This window comes from Amycolatopsis sp. lyj-109 (assembly GCF_046548995.1).
Lineage (GTDB): Bacteria > Actinomycetota > Actinomycetes > Mycobacteriales > Pseudonocardiaceae > Amycolatopsis.
The window spans coordinates 322,682-337,331 of the sequence record NZ_JAJPWR010000006.1; the positions used below are offsets into that span (position 1 = coordinate 322,682).

14 protein-coding genes are annotated in these 14,650 nt (G+C 72.4%); 10 read left to right on the forward strand and 4 right to left on the reverse strand.

Translation table 11 applies throughout. The features are described from left to right. Positions 1-124 precede the first annotated feature (124 nt). On the forward strand, positions 125-2,311 hold the full coding sequence (locus ACLJQF_RS15980; protein WP_410609431.1) for an MMPL family transporter: 2,187 nt from the start codon (positions 125-127) through the stop codon (positions 2,309-2,311). Positions 2,312-2,360: 49 nt separating this feature from the next. On the opposite strand, the gene ACLJQF_RS15985 is transcribed toward ACLJQF_RS15980, so the two are convergent. Continuing rightward, positions 2,361-2,519, reverse strand: coding sequence for a hypothetical protein (locus tag ACLJQF_RS15985; protein WP_410609433.1), 159 nt, complete (start codon positions 2,517-2,519; stop codon positions 2,361-2,363). 17 nt (positions 2,520-2,536) lie between these two features. Between ACLJQF_RS15985 and ACLJQF_RS15990 the strand changes: the two genes are divergently transcribed. The 4 genes from ACLJQF_RS15990 to ACLJQF_RS16005 all read left to right on the forward strand — a co-directional run bounded on the left by ACLJQF_RS15990 (position 2,537) and on the right by ACLJQF_RS16005 (position 5,580). Then, positions 2,537-3,259: an MBL fold metallo-hydrolase gene (locus ACLJQF_RS15990; RefSeq protein ID WP_410609434.1), complete on the forward strand. Its 723-nt coding sequence runs from the start codon at positions 2,537-2,539 to the stop codon at positions 3,257-3,259. 304 nt (positions 3,260-3,563) lie between these two features. Then, positions 3,564-3,929, forward strand: a complete 366-nt coding sequence (locus ACLJQF_RS15995; protein ID WP_410609436.1) for a DsrE family protein — start codon at positions 3,564-3,566, stop codon at positions 3,927-3,929. A gap of 136 nt (positions 3,930-4,065) precedes the next feature. Then, a complete protein-coding gene (locus tag ACLJQF_RS16000; protein WP_410609437.1) occupies positions 4,066-4,626 on the forward strand; it encodes a phosphoribosyltransferase family protein in 561 nt (186 codons plus the stop codon). 57 nt (positions 4,627-4,683) lie between these two features. Continuing rightward, positions 4,684-5,580 (forward strand): LysR family transcriptional regulator ArgP, encoded by an 897-nt coding sequence (locus tag ACLJQF_RS16005; protein WP_410609438.1) that lies wholly within the window; start codon positions 4,684-4,686, stop codon positions 5,578-5,580. Between the two features lie 27 nt (positions 5,581-5,607). On the opposite strand, the gene ACLJQF_RS16010 is transcribed toward ACLJQF_RS16005, so the two are convergent. Then, entirely contained in the window at positions 5,608-6,708 is a 1,101-nt protein-coding gene (locus ACLJQF_RS16010; RefSeq protein WP_410609440.1) for a tetratricopeptide repeat protein, read from the reverse strand. A 47-nt stretch (positions 6,709-6,755) separates the two neighbouring features. Then, a complete protein-coding gene (locus ACLJQF_RS16015) occupies positions 6,756-9,635 on the reverse strand; it encodes a CHAT domain-containing protein (protein ID WP_410609441.1) in 2,880 nt (959 codons plus the stop codon). Positions 9,636-9,658: 23 nt separating this feature from the next. Here ACLJQF_RS16015 and ACLJQF_RS16020 point away from each other — a divergent pair, with 23 nt between their 5' ends. Further along, the gene (locus ACLJQF_RS16020; protein ID WP_410609443.1) at positions 9,659-10,027 is read left to right on the forward strand and encodes a hypothetical protein; all 369 of its coding nucleotides are present in this window, start codon (positions 9,659-9,661) and stop codon (positions 10,025-10,027) included. Further along, positions 10,024-10,914, forward strand: a complete 891-nt coding sequence (locus ACLJQF_RS16025; protein ID WP_410609445.1) for a hypothetical protein — start codon at positions 10,024-10,026, stop codon at positions 10,912-10,914. Before ACLJQF_RS16020 ends, ACLJQF_RS16025 begins: the two co-directional genes overlap by 4 nt. A gap of 4 nt (positions 10,915-10,918) precedes the next feature. Here the strand turns inward: ACLJQF_RS16025 and ACLJQF_RS16030 are convergent, their stop codons facing one another. After that, positions 10,919-11,083 carry a hypothetical protein gene (locus tag ACLJQF_RS16030; protein ID WP_410609446.1) on the reverse strand — a complete coding sequence of 55 codons (165 nt, stop codon included), beginning with the start codon at positions 11,081-11,083 and terminating at the stop codon, positions 10,919-10,921. A gap of 228 nt (positions 11,084-11,311) precedes the next feature. Between ACLJQF_RS16030 and ACLJQF_RS16035 the strand changes: the two genes are divergently transcribed. From ACLJQF_RS16035 to ACLJQF_RS16045, 3 genes are all read left to right on the forward strand, one after another. Next, positions 11,312-12,019, forward strand: coding sequence for a response regulator transcription factor (locus tag ACLJQF_RS16035; RefSeq protein ID WP_410609448.1), 708 nt, complete (start codon positions 11,312-11,314; stop codon positions 12,017-12,019). 160 nt (positions 12,020-12,179) lie between these two features. Then, on the forward strand, positions 12,180-13,601 hold the full coding sequence (locus ACLJQF_RS16040) for an aspartate aminotransferase family protein (RefSeq protein ID WP_410609449.1): 1,422 nt from the start codon (positions 12,180-12,182) through the stop codon (positions 13,599-13,601). Then, entirely contained in the window at positions 13,598-14,641 is a 1,044-nt protein-coding gene (locus tag ACLJQF_RS16045) for an NAD-dependent epimerase/dehydratase family protein (RefSeq protein WP_410609450.1), read from the forward strand. Before ACLJQF_RS16040 ends, ACLJQF_RS16045 begins: the two co-directional genes overlap by 4 nt. The last annotated feature ends 9 nt before the right edge of the window (positions 14,642-14,650 follow it).

Genomic DNA, 14,650 nt, shown 5'->3' on the forward strand with positions numbered 1-14,650 from the left:
AACCTTGCTGTTCGGCAAGTCACATACTTGCCGATCGGCTTGGACTCTCCCTTGCCGATCGGCTAGCTTGGGAAGCAACCTTATGGAGTGAACCCACCCCGTTCGGGCGAAATGGAGCTGACTCGTGGCGACCTTCCTGTACCGGCTCGGCCGGTTTTCCTTCCGGCGCAGAGCGCTGGTCGCGGCCGTCTGGGCGGCGGTCCTGGTGGTGCTGGGCCTGGGCGCGTTGACGCTCTCGAGCCAGCTGTCGAACTCGGTGACGATCCCCGGCACCGAGTCACAGCGGGCGATCGACCAGCTCACCGAGAAGTTTCCGCAGGCCAACGCGGGTGGCGCCACCGCACGCGTGGTCATCGAGGCTCCGGCCGGGACCACGGTGACCGACGCGAAGGGCAAGGCCACCGTCGAAGCCCTCGTCGGGCGGCTGAAGACGGCACCGAAGGTCTCCGCCGTGGTCGACCCGTTCCAGGCGCAGTCCATCTCACCCGATCAGCACGTCGCGCTCGCCCAGGTCAGTTACGGAGCGAAGGCGTACGAACTGACCGACGAAGACCGTCAGGCCCTGCTGGACACCGCGAACGCCGCCCGCGCCACCGGGTTCACCGTCGAGTTCGGCGGTGACGCCGTGCAGGGCGCGCCCGCGACCGGAGCCACCGAGGGCCTGGGCGTCGCCGTTGCCGCCGTCGTGCTGGTCATCACGTTCGGTTCGCTGCTCGCGGCCGGGATCCCGCTGCTCACCGCACTGATCGGCGTCGGCACCGGGATGGCGGGCATCTTCTTCGCCTCCGGGTTCCTCGAGCTGAACTCGAACACGCCGGTACTGGCACTGATGATCGGCCTGGCCGTCGGCATCGACTACGCGCTGTTCATCGTGTCGCGCTACCGCCACGAACTGGGCATCGGCCGCGACCCCGAAGAAGCCGCCGGCCGCGCGGCGGGTACCGCCGGGTCCGCCGTGGTCTTCGCCGGGCTCACCGTCATCATCGCGCTGGCCGGCCTCACCGTGATCGGCATCCCGTTCCTCGGCCAGATGGGCGTCGCCGCGGCCGTCACCGTCGCGATCGCCGTGCTCATCGCCCTGACGCTGCTGCCCGCGATCCTCGGCTTCGCCGGCACCCGGGTCGCCGGCGGCCGGATCCGGCTGCGCCGCAAGCCGGTCGAACCGACGCACGGCGAACGCTGGGCGCGGTTCGTCGGCCGCCACCGGTTCCCGGTGCTGCTGGTCGCGCTGGCCGGGATGGCCGTCGTCGCGCTGCCGGCGCTGAGCATGCAGCTCGGCCTGCCCAACGACAGCACCGCGGCGCCGGAATCGACGCAGCACAAGGCGTACGAGATCGCCAGCCGCAGCTTCGGCGAAGGCTCGAACGGGCCGCTGCTGGTCGTCGTCGACGTCTCCACGAGCACCAACCGCCAGGCGGCGCTCGGCCGGGCCGCGGCCGACATCCAGAAGCTGCCCGACGTCGCCGCCGTCACGCCGCCGCGGCTGAACCAGGCCGGCGACACGGCGTTGCTCACGGTGATCCCGAAGAGCGGCCCGAGCAGCGCGCAGACCGAGGACCTGGTGGCCGCGATCCGCACCGAGTCCGGCGCGCTGGAGAACGGGACCGGCGCGAAGCTGTCCGTCACCGGCCAGACCGCGGCGAACATCGACGTCTCGGAGAAGCTGTCGGACGCGATGCTGCCGTACCTGGCGCTGATCGTCGGGCTGGCGTTCGTGCTGCTGATGCTGGTGTTCCGCTCGGTGGTGGTGCCGCTGAAGGCGACGATCGGCTTCCTCGGCTCGGTCGCGGCGACGTTCGGCGCGGTGGTCGCGGTGTTCCAGTGGGGCTGGCTCACGGACCTGCTCGGTGTCTCCTCGACCGGCCCGATCATGAGCATGCTGCCGATCCTGCTGATCGGCGTGCTGTTCGGGCTGGCGATGGACTACCAGGTGTTCCTGGTGACGCGGATGCGCGAGGAACACGTCCACGGCGCGGAGCCGCAGGAAGCGATGGTGACGGGCTTCCGCCACGGCGCGCGGGTGGTGGTCGCGGCGGCGCTGATCATGATCAGCGTGTTCGCCGGCTTCATCCTGGCCGAGTCGGCGCTGATCCAGTCGATCGGCTTCGCGCTGGCGTTCGGCGTGCTGGTGGACGCGTTCGTGGTCCGCATGACGCTGGTCCCGGCAGTGATGTCCCTGCTCGGCCGCGGTGCGTGGTGGCTGCCGAAGTGGCTGGACCGGATCCTGCCGGACGTCGACGTCGAGGGCGAGAAGCTCACGAAGCACCTCGACGAGCCCGAGGAACGCGAACTGGTCGGCGCGAGCCGCTGATTTCCCCGCGAAGGCCCTCTCGGTGCGCCGAGGGGGCTTTCGCCGTTTCTCAGCTCGAGAACCAGAAGATCGCGCCGCCGATGGCGAGGACGGCCGCGATGCCCAGCACCACCGCCAGGAACTTGGCCGTCTTCCAGGCCGAGTACACCCCGCCCACGAGGAAGCCACCGAGGGCGAGCAGGAGCACGCCGACCACACCGTTGTTCACGCCGGTTAGGGTGCCACATGCCCCTGGAACTGATCGTGCTGGGCAGCGCCAGCCCGTATCCGCGTCCCGGCGAGCCGTGCTCCGGGTACCTCGTGCGCGGCTCCGGAGCGACCGTGTGGCTGGACGCCGGCCCGGGGACCCTCGCCGCGCTGCAGGAGCACACCTCGCTCACCGACGTCGACGCCATCTGGATCTCGCACCTGCACGCCGACCACGTCGCCGACCTGCTGCCCGCCGTCTACGCGCTGCTCTTCGCCGACCTCCGGCCCGCGAAGCCGATGCCGCTCTACGGGCCGCCGGGGATCGGCGAACGGCTCAGTGCGTTCCTGAGCAACACCGGGCCGGCACCGATCGAGCAGGCCTTCGCCGTGCACGAGCTGCACGACGGTCACTTCGCCGAAGCCGGCGGCCTCACCCTGGCGACCACCGCGGTCGAGCACGGCTTCCCGGCGTTCGGCGTCCGCGTCACCGACGGCGCCCGGGTGCTGGCCTACTCCGGCGACACCGGCCCGTGCACGGCCCTCACCGAACTGGCCGACGGCGCCGATCTCTTCCTGTGCGAGGCGGACGTGGCGGCACCGTCGCCGGTGCACCTGACCCCGGAGGACGCGGCCCGCGCCGCCCACGCCGCGGGGAAGCTCGTGCTCACCCACATCGGCCCGTTCCTCGAGCCGGCCGAAGCTGCCGACCGCGCCGGAACCGACGCGGTCGCCACGCCAGGGACCGTCTACAAGGTCTAGTACTGCAGGGACACTTGTGTGCGTGACCCGGGGAACAAGGTCACCGTTTGCCGTGGCTGGTGGTCGTGAGTGGTAATTCGGGTTCTAACCCGAATTACCACTCACGACCAGCTGCGGCAGATCGGCAGGCCGCCGCACCTGGCTGACAGCAGCGACGTGACTTGGTCAGGCGACTTTGTCGGGCGGGCGAGGGGCGGCCCTGACGATCGCCTGCTCGACCCGCTCGATCTGTAGGGAGAACACCCGACGACACGGGCCCCGCCCGCTCCTGACGTCCTGGTTCCGGACGAAGGGAGCGACAACCATGTCGAACAAAGCCGTGATCAGCCTGTCGACGGGGCTCGAGGACGCGGAGAAGGTGACCGTCGCGTTCCTGGTGGCGGTGGGAGCCGCCGAGACCGGGCGCGAGACGCTGATGTTCCTGACCAAGGAGGCGGTCCGGCTCGCGCTGGAGGGCATCGCCGTGGGCGCCGCGTGCGACGGCTGCCCGCCGCTGGCCGACCTGTGCGAGCGCTACGCGGCAGCGGGCGGCCGCTACTATGTCTGCCCGATCTGCTTCACCGCCAAGCACCTCGACGACGGCGCCCTGATCGACGGCGCGGAGCTGAACGGCACCATCCCGCTGTGGAAGTGGATCGGCGACGAACCGGCGACGACGTTCAGCTACTGACCGGCGCCGCCGCGTGACTCGGTTCAGAACATCGTGAAGTACTTCCGCGCAGACGCCGATCGCCGGGTGATGGTGCGGCAGGGCGCGGGGGCGTAATCCGATTGCCCGGGCACGGCGTCGGCGCGATCATCGGCTGGTGTCCGGAGACGTGCGGCTGGAAGAGGTGAAGTCCGGGCTTCGCCGCGCCTTCACCTGGCGCGGAGACCGCACGGACGAACACCGCTACGCCGACGTCACGGGCTGGTGGCGCCGGCCCGAGCTGCTCGCCGGCCTGGGCCCCGCGCTGGGCCGGCTGTTCGCCGACCGGCCGCCGACGGTCGTCCTCGGGCCGGAATCGCGCGGGTTCCTCCTGGGACCGTTGGTCGCGCTGCACTTCGGCGTCGGGTTCGTCGAGGTGCAGAAGAACCGGGGGACGCCCGTCGACAGCGACGCCTGGCTGCGGCGGACCACCCCGCCCGACTACCAGGACCGGCACCTCAGCCTCGGCTTCCGCAAGCACCTGGTCGACGGCGGCGATCGCGTGCTGTTCGTCGACGACTGGATCGAAACCGGCGGTCAGGCCGACGGCGCCCAGCTGCTCACCCGGGACGCCGAGGCTACCTGGCTCGGCGCCGCGACCGTGGTGGACGCGCTGAGCAGCGGCCGGGTGCGCCGCCGGCTGAACGTCCGGTCACTGCTGCACATCAGGGAACTCTGACGGGCGCGCCGACGTCGCCGCCGGTCGATCGAAGGTTCCGCCGTAACATCAGCGTCCGTGCTGACGGAGCTGCCACTGGACCAGGTCAGGACGCTGCTCGCGGTCGTCGACGCCGGCACGTTCGACGCCGCCGCGGCCGTGCTGCACGTGACGCCTTCGGCCGTGAGCCAGCGGGTCAAGGCCCTCGAACAGCGGACCGGGAGCGTACTGGTGACCCGCACGAAACCGGTGCGGGTCACCGACTCCGGTCAGGTGGTGGTCCGGTTCGCGCGGCGGCTCGCGGCCCTCGAACGAGACGCGCGAGCCGAGCTGGGCATGAGCGGCGAGCCCGTCCGGGTGCCGATCGCCGTCAACGCCGACTCGCTGTCCACCTGGTTCCTGCCGGCGCTGGCCGGGGTGGCCGCCGACCCGCCGATCTGCTTCGAACTGCACCGGGAGGACCAGGAACACACCACCACGCTGCTGCGGGAGGGCCGGGTGATGGCGGCGGTGACGTCCTCGGCCGCCCCGGTCCAGGGCTGCTCCGTGCGCCCGCTCGGCTCCTTGCGCTACCTGCCGCTCGCCCATCCCGCGTTCGCGGCGCGGTGGGTCACCGGCGCACTGCGGGAGGACCTGGCCACGGCACCCGTCGTGCTGTTCGACGACCACGACGACCTGCAGGACGCGTTCGTGCGATTGCTCGGCGGGAGTGGGGCGAGCGCGCTGCGGCACTACGTCCCGGCGTCGGAGATGGTCGTCGCCGCCGTGGAAGCCGGGCTCGGCTGGGGCATGGTGCCGGAAGTGCAGGCGGCGCCCGGGCTGCGGGCCGGCACGCTGGTGCCCCTCGTGCGCAACCGGCCGGTGGACGTGCCGCTCTACTGGCAACAGTGGAAACTGGACCTGCCCGCACTGTCCACAGTGGCCGATGCGGTCGCGGCCGCGGCGGCATCCTCCTTGCGCGGGCCCGGTTCCTGACCGCTTTCCCGGCCGGCGAACCGGAACTCAGCCGCCCAGCTGCCCGAGGATCGCGCTGAGCTCGCGAACCCGGGGGTGCTGCGGGCCCAGCGTGCTGTGGTACCCCTCGATGGCGTCCCGCAGCAGCGGAACGGCCGCCTGGGGGCGGCCCTGGTTGGCCCGCACGGCCGCGAGGTCGACCTGCACGTCGAGGGTGGCGGTGTGCCGGTGCCCGAAGACCTGCCGATATCCCTCGAGCACTTCGGTGAGCTCCGCCTCCGCTCGGGCGGGGTCGCCGATCTTGGTGAGCACCACGGCGTAGTTGTGCCGGGAGCGCCACGTGTCCGGGTGGCCGGCGCCCTGCTGCCGCGTCCGGGCGGCGATCAGCTCCCGGTACCGCCGGAGCGCTTCGGCGTGCTCGCCCCGGTGGATGAGCACGGCGGCGAGGTTGTGCCGCACCGCGAGCGCCTGCTCGCCGTCTTCGCCGATGTCGGCCAGGATTCCCTCGTACAGGCGGGTGGCCTCGGCGAGCCGGTCCGGCGTCCCGCGCAACGCCCCGGCCAGGGTGTTCCTGGCCCGCACGGTTTCCGGGTGGGCGGGGCCGAAGGCGCGGGTGCAGCGCGCGGCGGTGTCGCGCATCAGCCCTTCCGCCTCTTCCGGGCGACGCAGGTCGAGCAGGACGCTCGCGAGGTTCGACGCGATCCCCAGCGTCTGGCGGTCGTCGGGGCCGCGCAGCCGTTCCCAGCCCGACAGGGCTTCCCGCAGCCGCTGCTCGGCGACCGCGAGGTTTCCGGCGGCCTGGAGCAACCGGGTCAGGTCGTTCAAGGCGAGCAGCCGGTTTTCCGGGTCGTCGGCGCGGGCGGAGACCAGCCACTCCAGCAGCTCGATCGCGTCCCCGCGCCGCTCGGGCAGTTCCCCGAGCTGCACCGCGTACTCGTGCACCGAGCGGAGCGTCTCGGGGTGCAGCAGGCCGAGCTCTTCGCGGTTCCGCTGGAATTCGAGCCCCTTGGCGTATTCCGGGGTCACCGACAGCTTGACGTTGACCAGCGGCACGTCGCCCCGCCGCTCGGTCACGCTGATCTCGGCGCTGCCGAAGTCGCCGGTGACGTGCTCGGTGGTCTTGGACTGCTTCCGGTTCCAGAAGGCCATGCCCCAGCCCTACCGCAGCCGCGGGCCCGCCGAGGCGGGTTCGGGGCTCATCGACCCGAATGGAGGTAGGCGGCCCACAGCGACGGAGTCCGCGGAAAGCGGTCGCGACACCGGCGCACGGCGTGGTGCAGCGCGTCGGCGACGTCCTGCCCCGCGGCGACGCCCTCGTGCAGGTCCACGGCGACCAGCCGGGCGACGCGGTCGTTCACCCGCCACAGGGTGCCGACGACCTGCGGGTACCCGGCCAGCTGGAACGCCGACACCAGGTGCAGGCCCTCGTCCGGGATCCGCGGGGCGCCGAGGGAGGTTTCGCAGGCGGACAGCACGGCCAGGCGGACGCCGGACAGGTCCAGGCCCGACACGTCGAGCACCGAGAGCGGGCCGTCGTGCAGGAGGAGGTGCCCCGCGGAGGGATCGCCGGGGTCGCTCACGGCGTGGCACGCGAAGTGCGCCGAGGTGTGGGTCAGCAGGGCGGCGCGGACGGCGTCGACCGTCGCCGCGGCCCCGGACAGCTTCGTGGCCGTCGTCCGGTTCGCGATGTCGGCCGCTTCCCGGTCCACGCCGCGCAGGACGGCCGCGCCCGGCGCGTCCCCGATCGAGACCACCAGGAGGTCGCCGCCCGCCCGGGGGGCGCGCTCCCACGCGTGCCGCAACGCGCGCAAGGTCGGCGTGTACGACGAAACCACCCGGTCGAGGACCGCCGGCCCGTCCGGGAACCGGCCGGCGGCGTGCAGGGGCAGCAGCGCCAGCCGGCCCACCGGCGACCACCGGACCCGCGGCCAGGCGCCGGCCGGCGGCCCGGTGTGGCCGAGGTGCGCCAGCACCGGTCCGGCGATGTGGTCCCACAACCACGCGAGCACGTCCGCGATGGTGTGCTGCGCGGCGGCCTCGTCCGTTCCCGGGCGGATCGACGCGGCCAGCGCGGCGCCGAACGCGGCGGCCCGCGCGGCCACCTCGCCGGGGGTCACCCCGGGCAACGGCAGCGCGGTGACCCCCGACGGGCGGACGATCACCGCGTCGGCGCGCAGTTCGCTGACGTTGATCAGCACCACCGGTCCGTCCACTGTGGAGGGAAGCAGGCCGGCAAGGTCCGGTGGGGCCAGGAAGTCCGCGAACCCGGGCAGTGCACGCGCCTGCTCCAACAGGGCCAGCAGCCGGATGTCCGCGTCGTGCCGCCGGTCCGCGTCCGCCCCCGTCACCGGCCCGGACGGCGTCAGCCGGTCGAACGCGGCACCCAGCCGCGCGGCCAGGTCCGGCGCGACGGCGTGCAGGCGCGAAAGGTCGCTGCGGCTCTGCAGCACCTGCCCGCCGAGCACACCGCGGCCCAGCTCGAGCAGCCGCACCGCCGTCTCCGGGTCGCCGGCGGCCAGTGCCGCGGCGGCCGCGTCGGCGGCCAGCCCGTCGAGCTCGGCGAGCGCCTGCTGCTGGTCGGTGCGGGCGAGCCGCCGGGGCACCACCAGCGGCAGCAGGCCGACGGCGTACCCGGCGGCATCCCGGGCCTGCCGCCAGTGGCCGGCTTCGGCCTCGGCGCGCGCCCAGGAGCGGGCCGCCTTGATCCGGACGATCGGCCGCAACGCCCGGATCCCGGCGGCCTCCTGGTAGGCGAGGGCCGCCGCGGCGAGGATGCCGGGATCGAGCCGGCGGTCGTAGTGCGCGATCAGCGCGTCGCCGTGGTTGACGAGCGCCTCGCCGCGTTCGGAACTGTCCGGGGCGCTCGCCCGGACGGCGGTCCCGAGCGCGGTCACGGCCCGCCGCAACGCTTCCTCGTCGCCGGTGAACCGGTGCCGGTCGAGCCACGCCACGCCCAGGTTGCCCAGCGCCGTCACGTGGTCGCGTTCGCCGTAGGGCACCGAATCGGCGACGCCGGCGAACTCCGCGACCGCCTCGGCCAGGTCGGCCTCCTGCCTCGTCCAGCGGAAGCGTTCGTGGTGCAGCAGGCCGAGCAGGAGCGGGATCGTCGTCGCCCGGCTGCTGAGACCCCGCCCGGACCGGCCGGTTTCCACGGCCCGGTCGAGCAGGTCGAGGTCGCCGGTCCGGACGACGAGGTCGTACGCGGCGACCAGGTAGTTCTCGCAGCGGTTGGCCCACGGCCGCGTGTCCGGCGGGGTCGCCGCGAGCACCTCGCCCAGCAGGTCCGCCCCTTCCCGCAGCGCCGCGACGTCGCCGGTGCGCTGCCCGCGGTCGCGCAGGGCCGCCGCGAGGTCGACCTGGTGGTGGAGCCGCAGGTCCGAGCCCGGGCGCGCGAGCGCCACGGCCTCGCGCAGGTGGCGGACCGCTTCTTCGCGCACGGCGTCGTCGCCGGTGTGTTCCGCGGAGCGCTGGAGGGCGTCCCCCAGCTGGTTGAGCCGCAGGAGGTGGGCCGGGTCGTCGGGGGGTGTCGCCCGGACGCTCGCCGCCAGCAGGCCGGCCGCCTCGGCCAGCGCCGCGTGGTCGTAGGTCAGTTCGTACTGCGCGCACAGGGCCTTGCCGTGCACGAACAGGGCACCCGGCCCGCGGGGCAGCCGCGCGGCCGCCTCGACGGCCTCGGTGGCGTGGCCGAGGTCGCGGGTGTGCTCGGCCAGCAGGACCAGCACTTCGACCCGCAGCATCGCCGCCAGGGGCCGGTTCTCCTGATCCAGGCCGGGGATGGCCTCGTCGCACCCGGCCAGCGCCTCGTGCAGCACGGCTTCGTCGCCGGTGCGCTGGAACTCGTCGGTGAGCAGCGAGCTCAGGTTGGCGAGCAACGGGTAGCGGATCGGGTGGTCCGGGACGTACCCGATGGCGGCGCGCAGCTGCGCGATCCCTTCGCGCAGGTCGTCGGGGTCGTCCGTGTGCCGCGCGCGGTCGCGCAGCGCCACCGCCAGGTCGTTCATCGCGTTCAGCGACCCCTCGGCGGCCTCGCGCCGGTACTGCTCGATCGCGTCGTCGAACGGTGTCGGGCTGGTCACCCTTCGACGCTATCCTCTGGGCGGTGACCGCAGACCAGCTGGCTGTGCTTTGCCAACGCCTCGGCGAAAACGCCGATCCCGTCCGGGCCGTCGACGGTGTCCGTGCGCTCGCGGAGGCGATCGTCGAGCGCGTGCGCGACGGCGTCCCGCTCGACGAGCTGGCCGACGACTTCGACACCTTGGAGGACCGGCTCCTGGCCGCGGGGTACGCGGCCGGGCTGAGTTCGGTCCGGTCCTACGAACCGCTGCCCGGCGGCGGCGCCGGGCACCCGGTGCTGAGCGTGCTGAAGTGCCCCGGCGGCAGCTGCAGCCGGATCGAGCCGCCGGACGCCGATCCACCGCCGTGCCTCGTGCACCGGCAGCCGATGGCCGCCGCGAGGCTGCGGTCATGACCAAGCTCCTGGAGACGCTCGGCGGCAAGCTGGCGGAACGGTGGCTGACCCTGCTGTTCGTCCCGAGCGTCGTGCTGCTGGCCGTGGCCGCGACGGGCGCGACGCTCGGCCACGGTCACTGGTACGACCTGCGCCTGCTGTTCGAGAAGCTGAACCGGCTCGCGGCCGAACCGGCGCTGCGCAGCACCGGCACGCTGATCCTGGGCCTGGCCGGAGTGCTGGCCGCCTCGGCGGCGCTGGGCCTCGCGGCCACCGGGCTCGGCGCGGCGGTGGAACGGGTGTGGCTCGCGGACCGGCCGCGCTGGGCGGCGAACCGGCGCCGGCGGCGCTGGGACGAGGCGCACGCGGAGTTCACCCGGGCCCTGGTCGCCGCGGCCCGGGCCGAAGGCACCCCCGAGGAGGCCCGCGCGGCCGCCCGGGCCCGCGAGCTGAACGCCCGGCGCAACCGCATCGCCCTCGTCGCGCCGACCCGTCCGCAGTGGCTGGGCGACCGGATCGCCGCGATCGACGGCCGCCTGTGGGAGGCCTACCGGCTCGACCTGGCTTCGGCGTGGCCGCGGCTGTGGCTCACCCTCCCCGAAGACGTGCGCGCGGAGATCGGGGCCGCGCGGGCCAGGCTGGCGGCCGCGACCCGGCTGGTGGCGTGGGCCGCCGGCTACCTCGCCGTCGGCGCGGTGTGGTGGCCGGCGGCGGTCGCCGGGCTGGTGACGGCCGCGACGGCGTGGCGGCGGGCGAGGGTGGCGGGCGTGGCGTTCGCCGAGCTCACGGAGTCGGCCGTGGACCTGCACGGCAGGCGGCTCGCGGAGAGCCTCGGCATCCCCTGCGACGGAGTGCTCACCCCGGACGTGGGCACCGAGATCACCCACCTGCTGCGGAAGGGGACCTGAGCCGTCACGCCGGATCCCGGGTCCGCTTGACGACTTCGAGGCCGCGCGCCATCGCCTCGGCCATCGGCCCGGCGAGCGCCTCGGGAAGCACGTCGCGGGTCCACCGCAGCCGGCTCCGCCGCTCGCCGTCGGCGATGACACGCGGGTTCGAACGTCTTGAATGACTCATTCCTGGCGTCCGACGCCAGGAATGAGTCATTCAAGACACCGGCGTCCTTGGTGCCCGCCTCCGCGGCCACATCGGCGTAGGTGCGCCGGCAGTGTGCCCGACCCCTGGAGGCACTACCGGAACGCCGCCGCCGGGCCACCTCGTGCAGTGGTCCTTGATCCTTCCTTGAGCGCCGGTCCACACGATGGCCCGCAGTCGGAAGCAGGACTTCTGCGACTGGGGAGCGAAGTGGCATTCGAGCGCGAACACCGACCGGCGGAACCGGTGACCGAGGTCCTGCTGGCTGAGCAAGGGCCGCTGGATCGGGCCGAAACGAGACGGAAGCTGGAGCAGGACCCGGCGCTGCGGGTGTCGGCGGAGGTCGAGTCGCTCGCCTCGCTGAGAGCGGTGGTCCGCGCGGTGTCGCCCTCGGCGGTCGTCGTCGGCGTGGACCTGCTCGGCAGAGCGGACGAAGCCTCGCTGGCGGACCTCGTCGTGCCGGTGCTGCTCATCGGCGGCCCGGAGGACGGCGACCGCGTCGCCCGCCTGCTCTCCTCGCGCGTGCGGGGATTCGCCTGCCGGTCGAGTGGTGCGCTCGAACTCGCGGGGGCCGTTCGCGCGGTGGCCGCCGGTCACGCCAGCCTGCCACCGGCGGTTGCCGGGAAACTGCTGGACACCCTCGTGCGCGACCAGCCGCGGCCGGCCGTGTTCGACCAGCTCACCCAGCGTGAACGCGATGTCCTGCAGTACATCTCGCAGGGCATGACGACGGCCGAGATCGCGGCCGAAATGGTGGTGCAGGTCAGCACGATCAAATCGCACATCTACCACCTGCTGCAGAAGCTGCGGGTCCGGGACCGCACGCAGGCGGTCGCGCTGGCCTACCGGTCGGGCATCGTGCACCTGCCCGCGCAACGGTTCGCCGACAGCGGGGACGCCCGGCTGACGTCGGCCTGAGAAAGCGTTTTCGGCGGCCGGGCACCCTGGTGTCCGGCTGTCTCATTCGTTTGGCGGAGAACGAGACAACGGACATCTCAGACTATCGCCTGAGGCGGCGCGTGACGGCTCTGCCGTAGCTTTCATCGGAGTCGGCCGGAAAAACGTCACGAGGAGCATGATGGCCAGCCTGATATCCGTCGAAGAATGCGAATCCCTCACCGTCAAGCAATTACAGGGGCTGTACCGCGACCACGTGAGCCGGTCCCAGGTCTCGCTGATGTCCACGTTCGGTTTCGGCAAGCGGCTCGTGGAAAGCGCGGACGGGGTGTGGATCACGACCCGGGACGGCGAGCGCATCCTCGACTTCACCGGCGCGGTCGGCGTCCTCAACCACGGCCACAACCACCCTCGCATTCTCGCGGCGAGAAGGCGGTTCCAGGAATTGCACCGGATGGAGGTGCACAAGGCGTTCCTCTCGCCCTATGTGGCCGCGCTCAGTCACAACGTCGCCGAAGTGCTGCCGGGTGACCTGAACATCTCCTACTTTCCCAATTCCGGTGCCGAGGCCAACGAGGGCGCGATCAAACTCGCCTACAAATACCACGAAGGCAAGCGGAATACCATCCTGCGGTCGGACATCAGCTTCCACGGCAAGCTGCTGGCCACCGGCAGCCTGACCGGGTCCCGGGAGAACACCTTCGAGTTCCCCGGCATCCCGAACGTTTCCTATCCGTTCGGTGACGTCGAGGCCGTGCGCGAGCTGGTGGCCGCGCACCGCCGGGCCGACGGGACGTCCGACGTCTACGCGCTCCTCGTCGAGCCGTTCAGCGCGTCCACCATGCGCCACTGGAGCGAAGAAGCACTCCGGGAACTGCGGGCCCTCTGCACCGCGGAGGACATCGTGCTGATCTTCGACGAGATCTACACGGGCTGGGGCAAGACCGGCAGCCTGTTCTACTTCATGCGCCACGAGGGCCTGGTGCCCGACGTCCTCACCTACTCGAAGTCCTTCGGCGGCGGCAAGGCGTCGATCTCCGGCTACACCGTGCGCGAGCCGCTGTTCCGGCAGGCCTACGACCGGCTCGGCGACGTCATCCTGCACACCACCACCTACTACGGCTTCGGCGAAGAGACCGCGACCGCGATCGAGGCCGTCAACATCGTGGTGGAGGAGGACTTCCCGCGCCGGGCGCGGGAGATCGAAGCGGTGCTCGGCGCCGGCCTGGAACGGCTGCAGAAGGAGTTCCCCGACACCATCACGCGGGTCTCCGGTACCGGCTCGCTGTTCGGCGTCTTCCTCGACAGCGGGCCGGCCATCCTGAACATGGCCGCCCGGCTCGCGCCGTCCGGGTTCGCCAAGGACCCGAAGTTCCGGACGAAGCTCGTGACCAGCGCGGTGATCAGCGAGCTCTACCGCGAGCACGGGATCCTGACGTACTTCAGCCCCAACGGCGACACGCCACTGGTGGTCGCGCCGTCGCTGGTGGTCGGCCGCGAGGAGATCGAGCAGTTCCTCGACGCGCTGGGCAAGACCCTCGCCAAGGGCCTGCCGCGGCTGCTCGCGAAGTTCGCCAAGGACCGGGTGAGGGCGCAGTGGTGACCCGGGTCCTGGTGACCGGCAGCAGCGGGATGCTGGGCGGCAACCTGGTCCGCCGGCTGCGCGCCGACGGCACCGAGGTCGTCGGCGTGGACCTGAACCCACCGCGGGAACCGGTGGCCGGTGTCACCGAGATCCGCGGCGACATCCGCGATCCCGCGCTGCTTGACCGGGCCGCCGACGGCGTCGACGCCGTGGTGCACTGCGCGGCCGCGCTGCCCAGCTACACCGACGGCGAGATCCGTTCGGTCATCGTCGACGGCACCCGCAACGTGCTGCGGGCGAGCCGGGACCGCGCGGTGCCGCGGGTGGTGCACATCTCGTCGACCGCCGTCTACGGCCTGCCGGACGTCGTCCCGACGCCCGAGTCGTACCCGCGCCGCCCGGTCGATTCGTACAGCCGGGCCAAGACGGCGGCCGAGGAGGTCTGCGAAGCCTTCCGCAGTGACGGGCTGTGCGTGGCGATGCTGCGGCCCAAGACGTTCCTGGGGCCGGGCCGGATGGGCCTGTTCGCCATGTTGTTCGAATGGGCGGCCGAGGGGCACAACTTCCCCGTGCTCGGCCGCGGTGACGTGCGGATCCAGATGTTCGGCGTCGGCGACCTCGTCGACGCGGTCGTCACGACCCTCGGCGCGGATCCGGCGGTCGCCAACGACACCTACAACCTCGGCGCCGCCGACTTCGGCACGATCCGCGAGGACTTCCAGTGCGTGCTCGACGCGGCCGGCCACGGCAAGCGGGTCGTGTCGCTGCCGGCCAGGCCGGCGCTGGCGGTGCTGCGGACGCTGCAGCGGTACAAGATGTCGCCGGTCTACGGGCGGCTGCTGCACAAGCTGATGGCCGACTCGTACGTCAGCATCGACAAGGCCCGCGAGCGGCTCGGCTTCGCCCCGCTGCTGTCCAACCGGCAGGCCATCCTGGACACCTACCGCTGGTGGTGCACCCAGCGCGGGCCGTCCCGCAAGCCGTCGGCCGGCGCGGGCCGCACTTCGCGCGACCCGTGGAACCAGGGCGCGCTGAGCCTGGTGAAGGCCCTGTTCTGACGTGGCCGC

What these genes read in the sequence shown, in the direction of transcription:
- ACLJQF_RS16010 (WP_410609440.1), bottom strand. Translation starts at nt 6,708, where the DNA reads ATGGCCTTCTGGAACCGGAAGCAGTCCAAGACCACCGAGCACGTCACC.
- ACLJQF_RS15990 (WP_410609434.1), top strand. Translation starts at nt 2,537, where the DNA reads ATGCCCCTGGAACTGATCGTGCTGGGCAGCGCCAGCCCGTATCCGCGT.
- ACLJQF_RS15995 (WP_410609436.1), top strand. Translation starts at nt 3,564, where the DNA reads ATGTCGAACAAAGCCGTGATCAGCCTGTCGACGGGGCTCGAGGACGCG.
- ACLJQF_RS16025 (WP_410609445.1), top strand. Translation starts at nt 10,024, where the DNA reads ATGACCAAGCTCCTGGAGACGCTCGGCGGCAAGCTGGCGGAACGGTGG.
- ACLJQF_RS16040 (WP_410609449.1), top strand. Translation starts at nt 12,180, where the DNA reads ATGGCCAGCCTGATATCCGTCGAAGAATGCGAATCCCTCACCGTCAAG.
- ACLJQF_RS16030 (WP_410609446.1), bottom strand. Translation starts at nt 11,083, where the DNA reads ATGAGTCATTCAAGACGTTCGAACCCGCGTGTCATCGCCGACGGCGAG.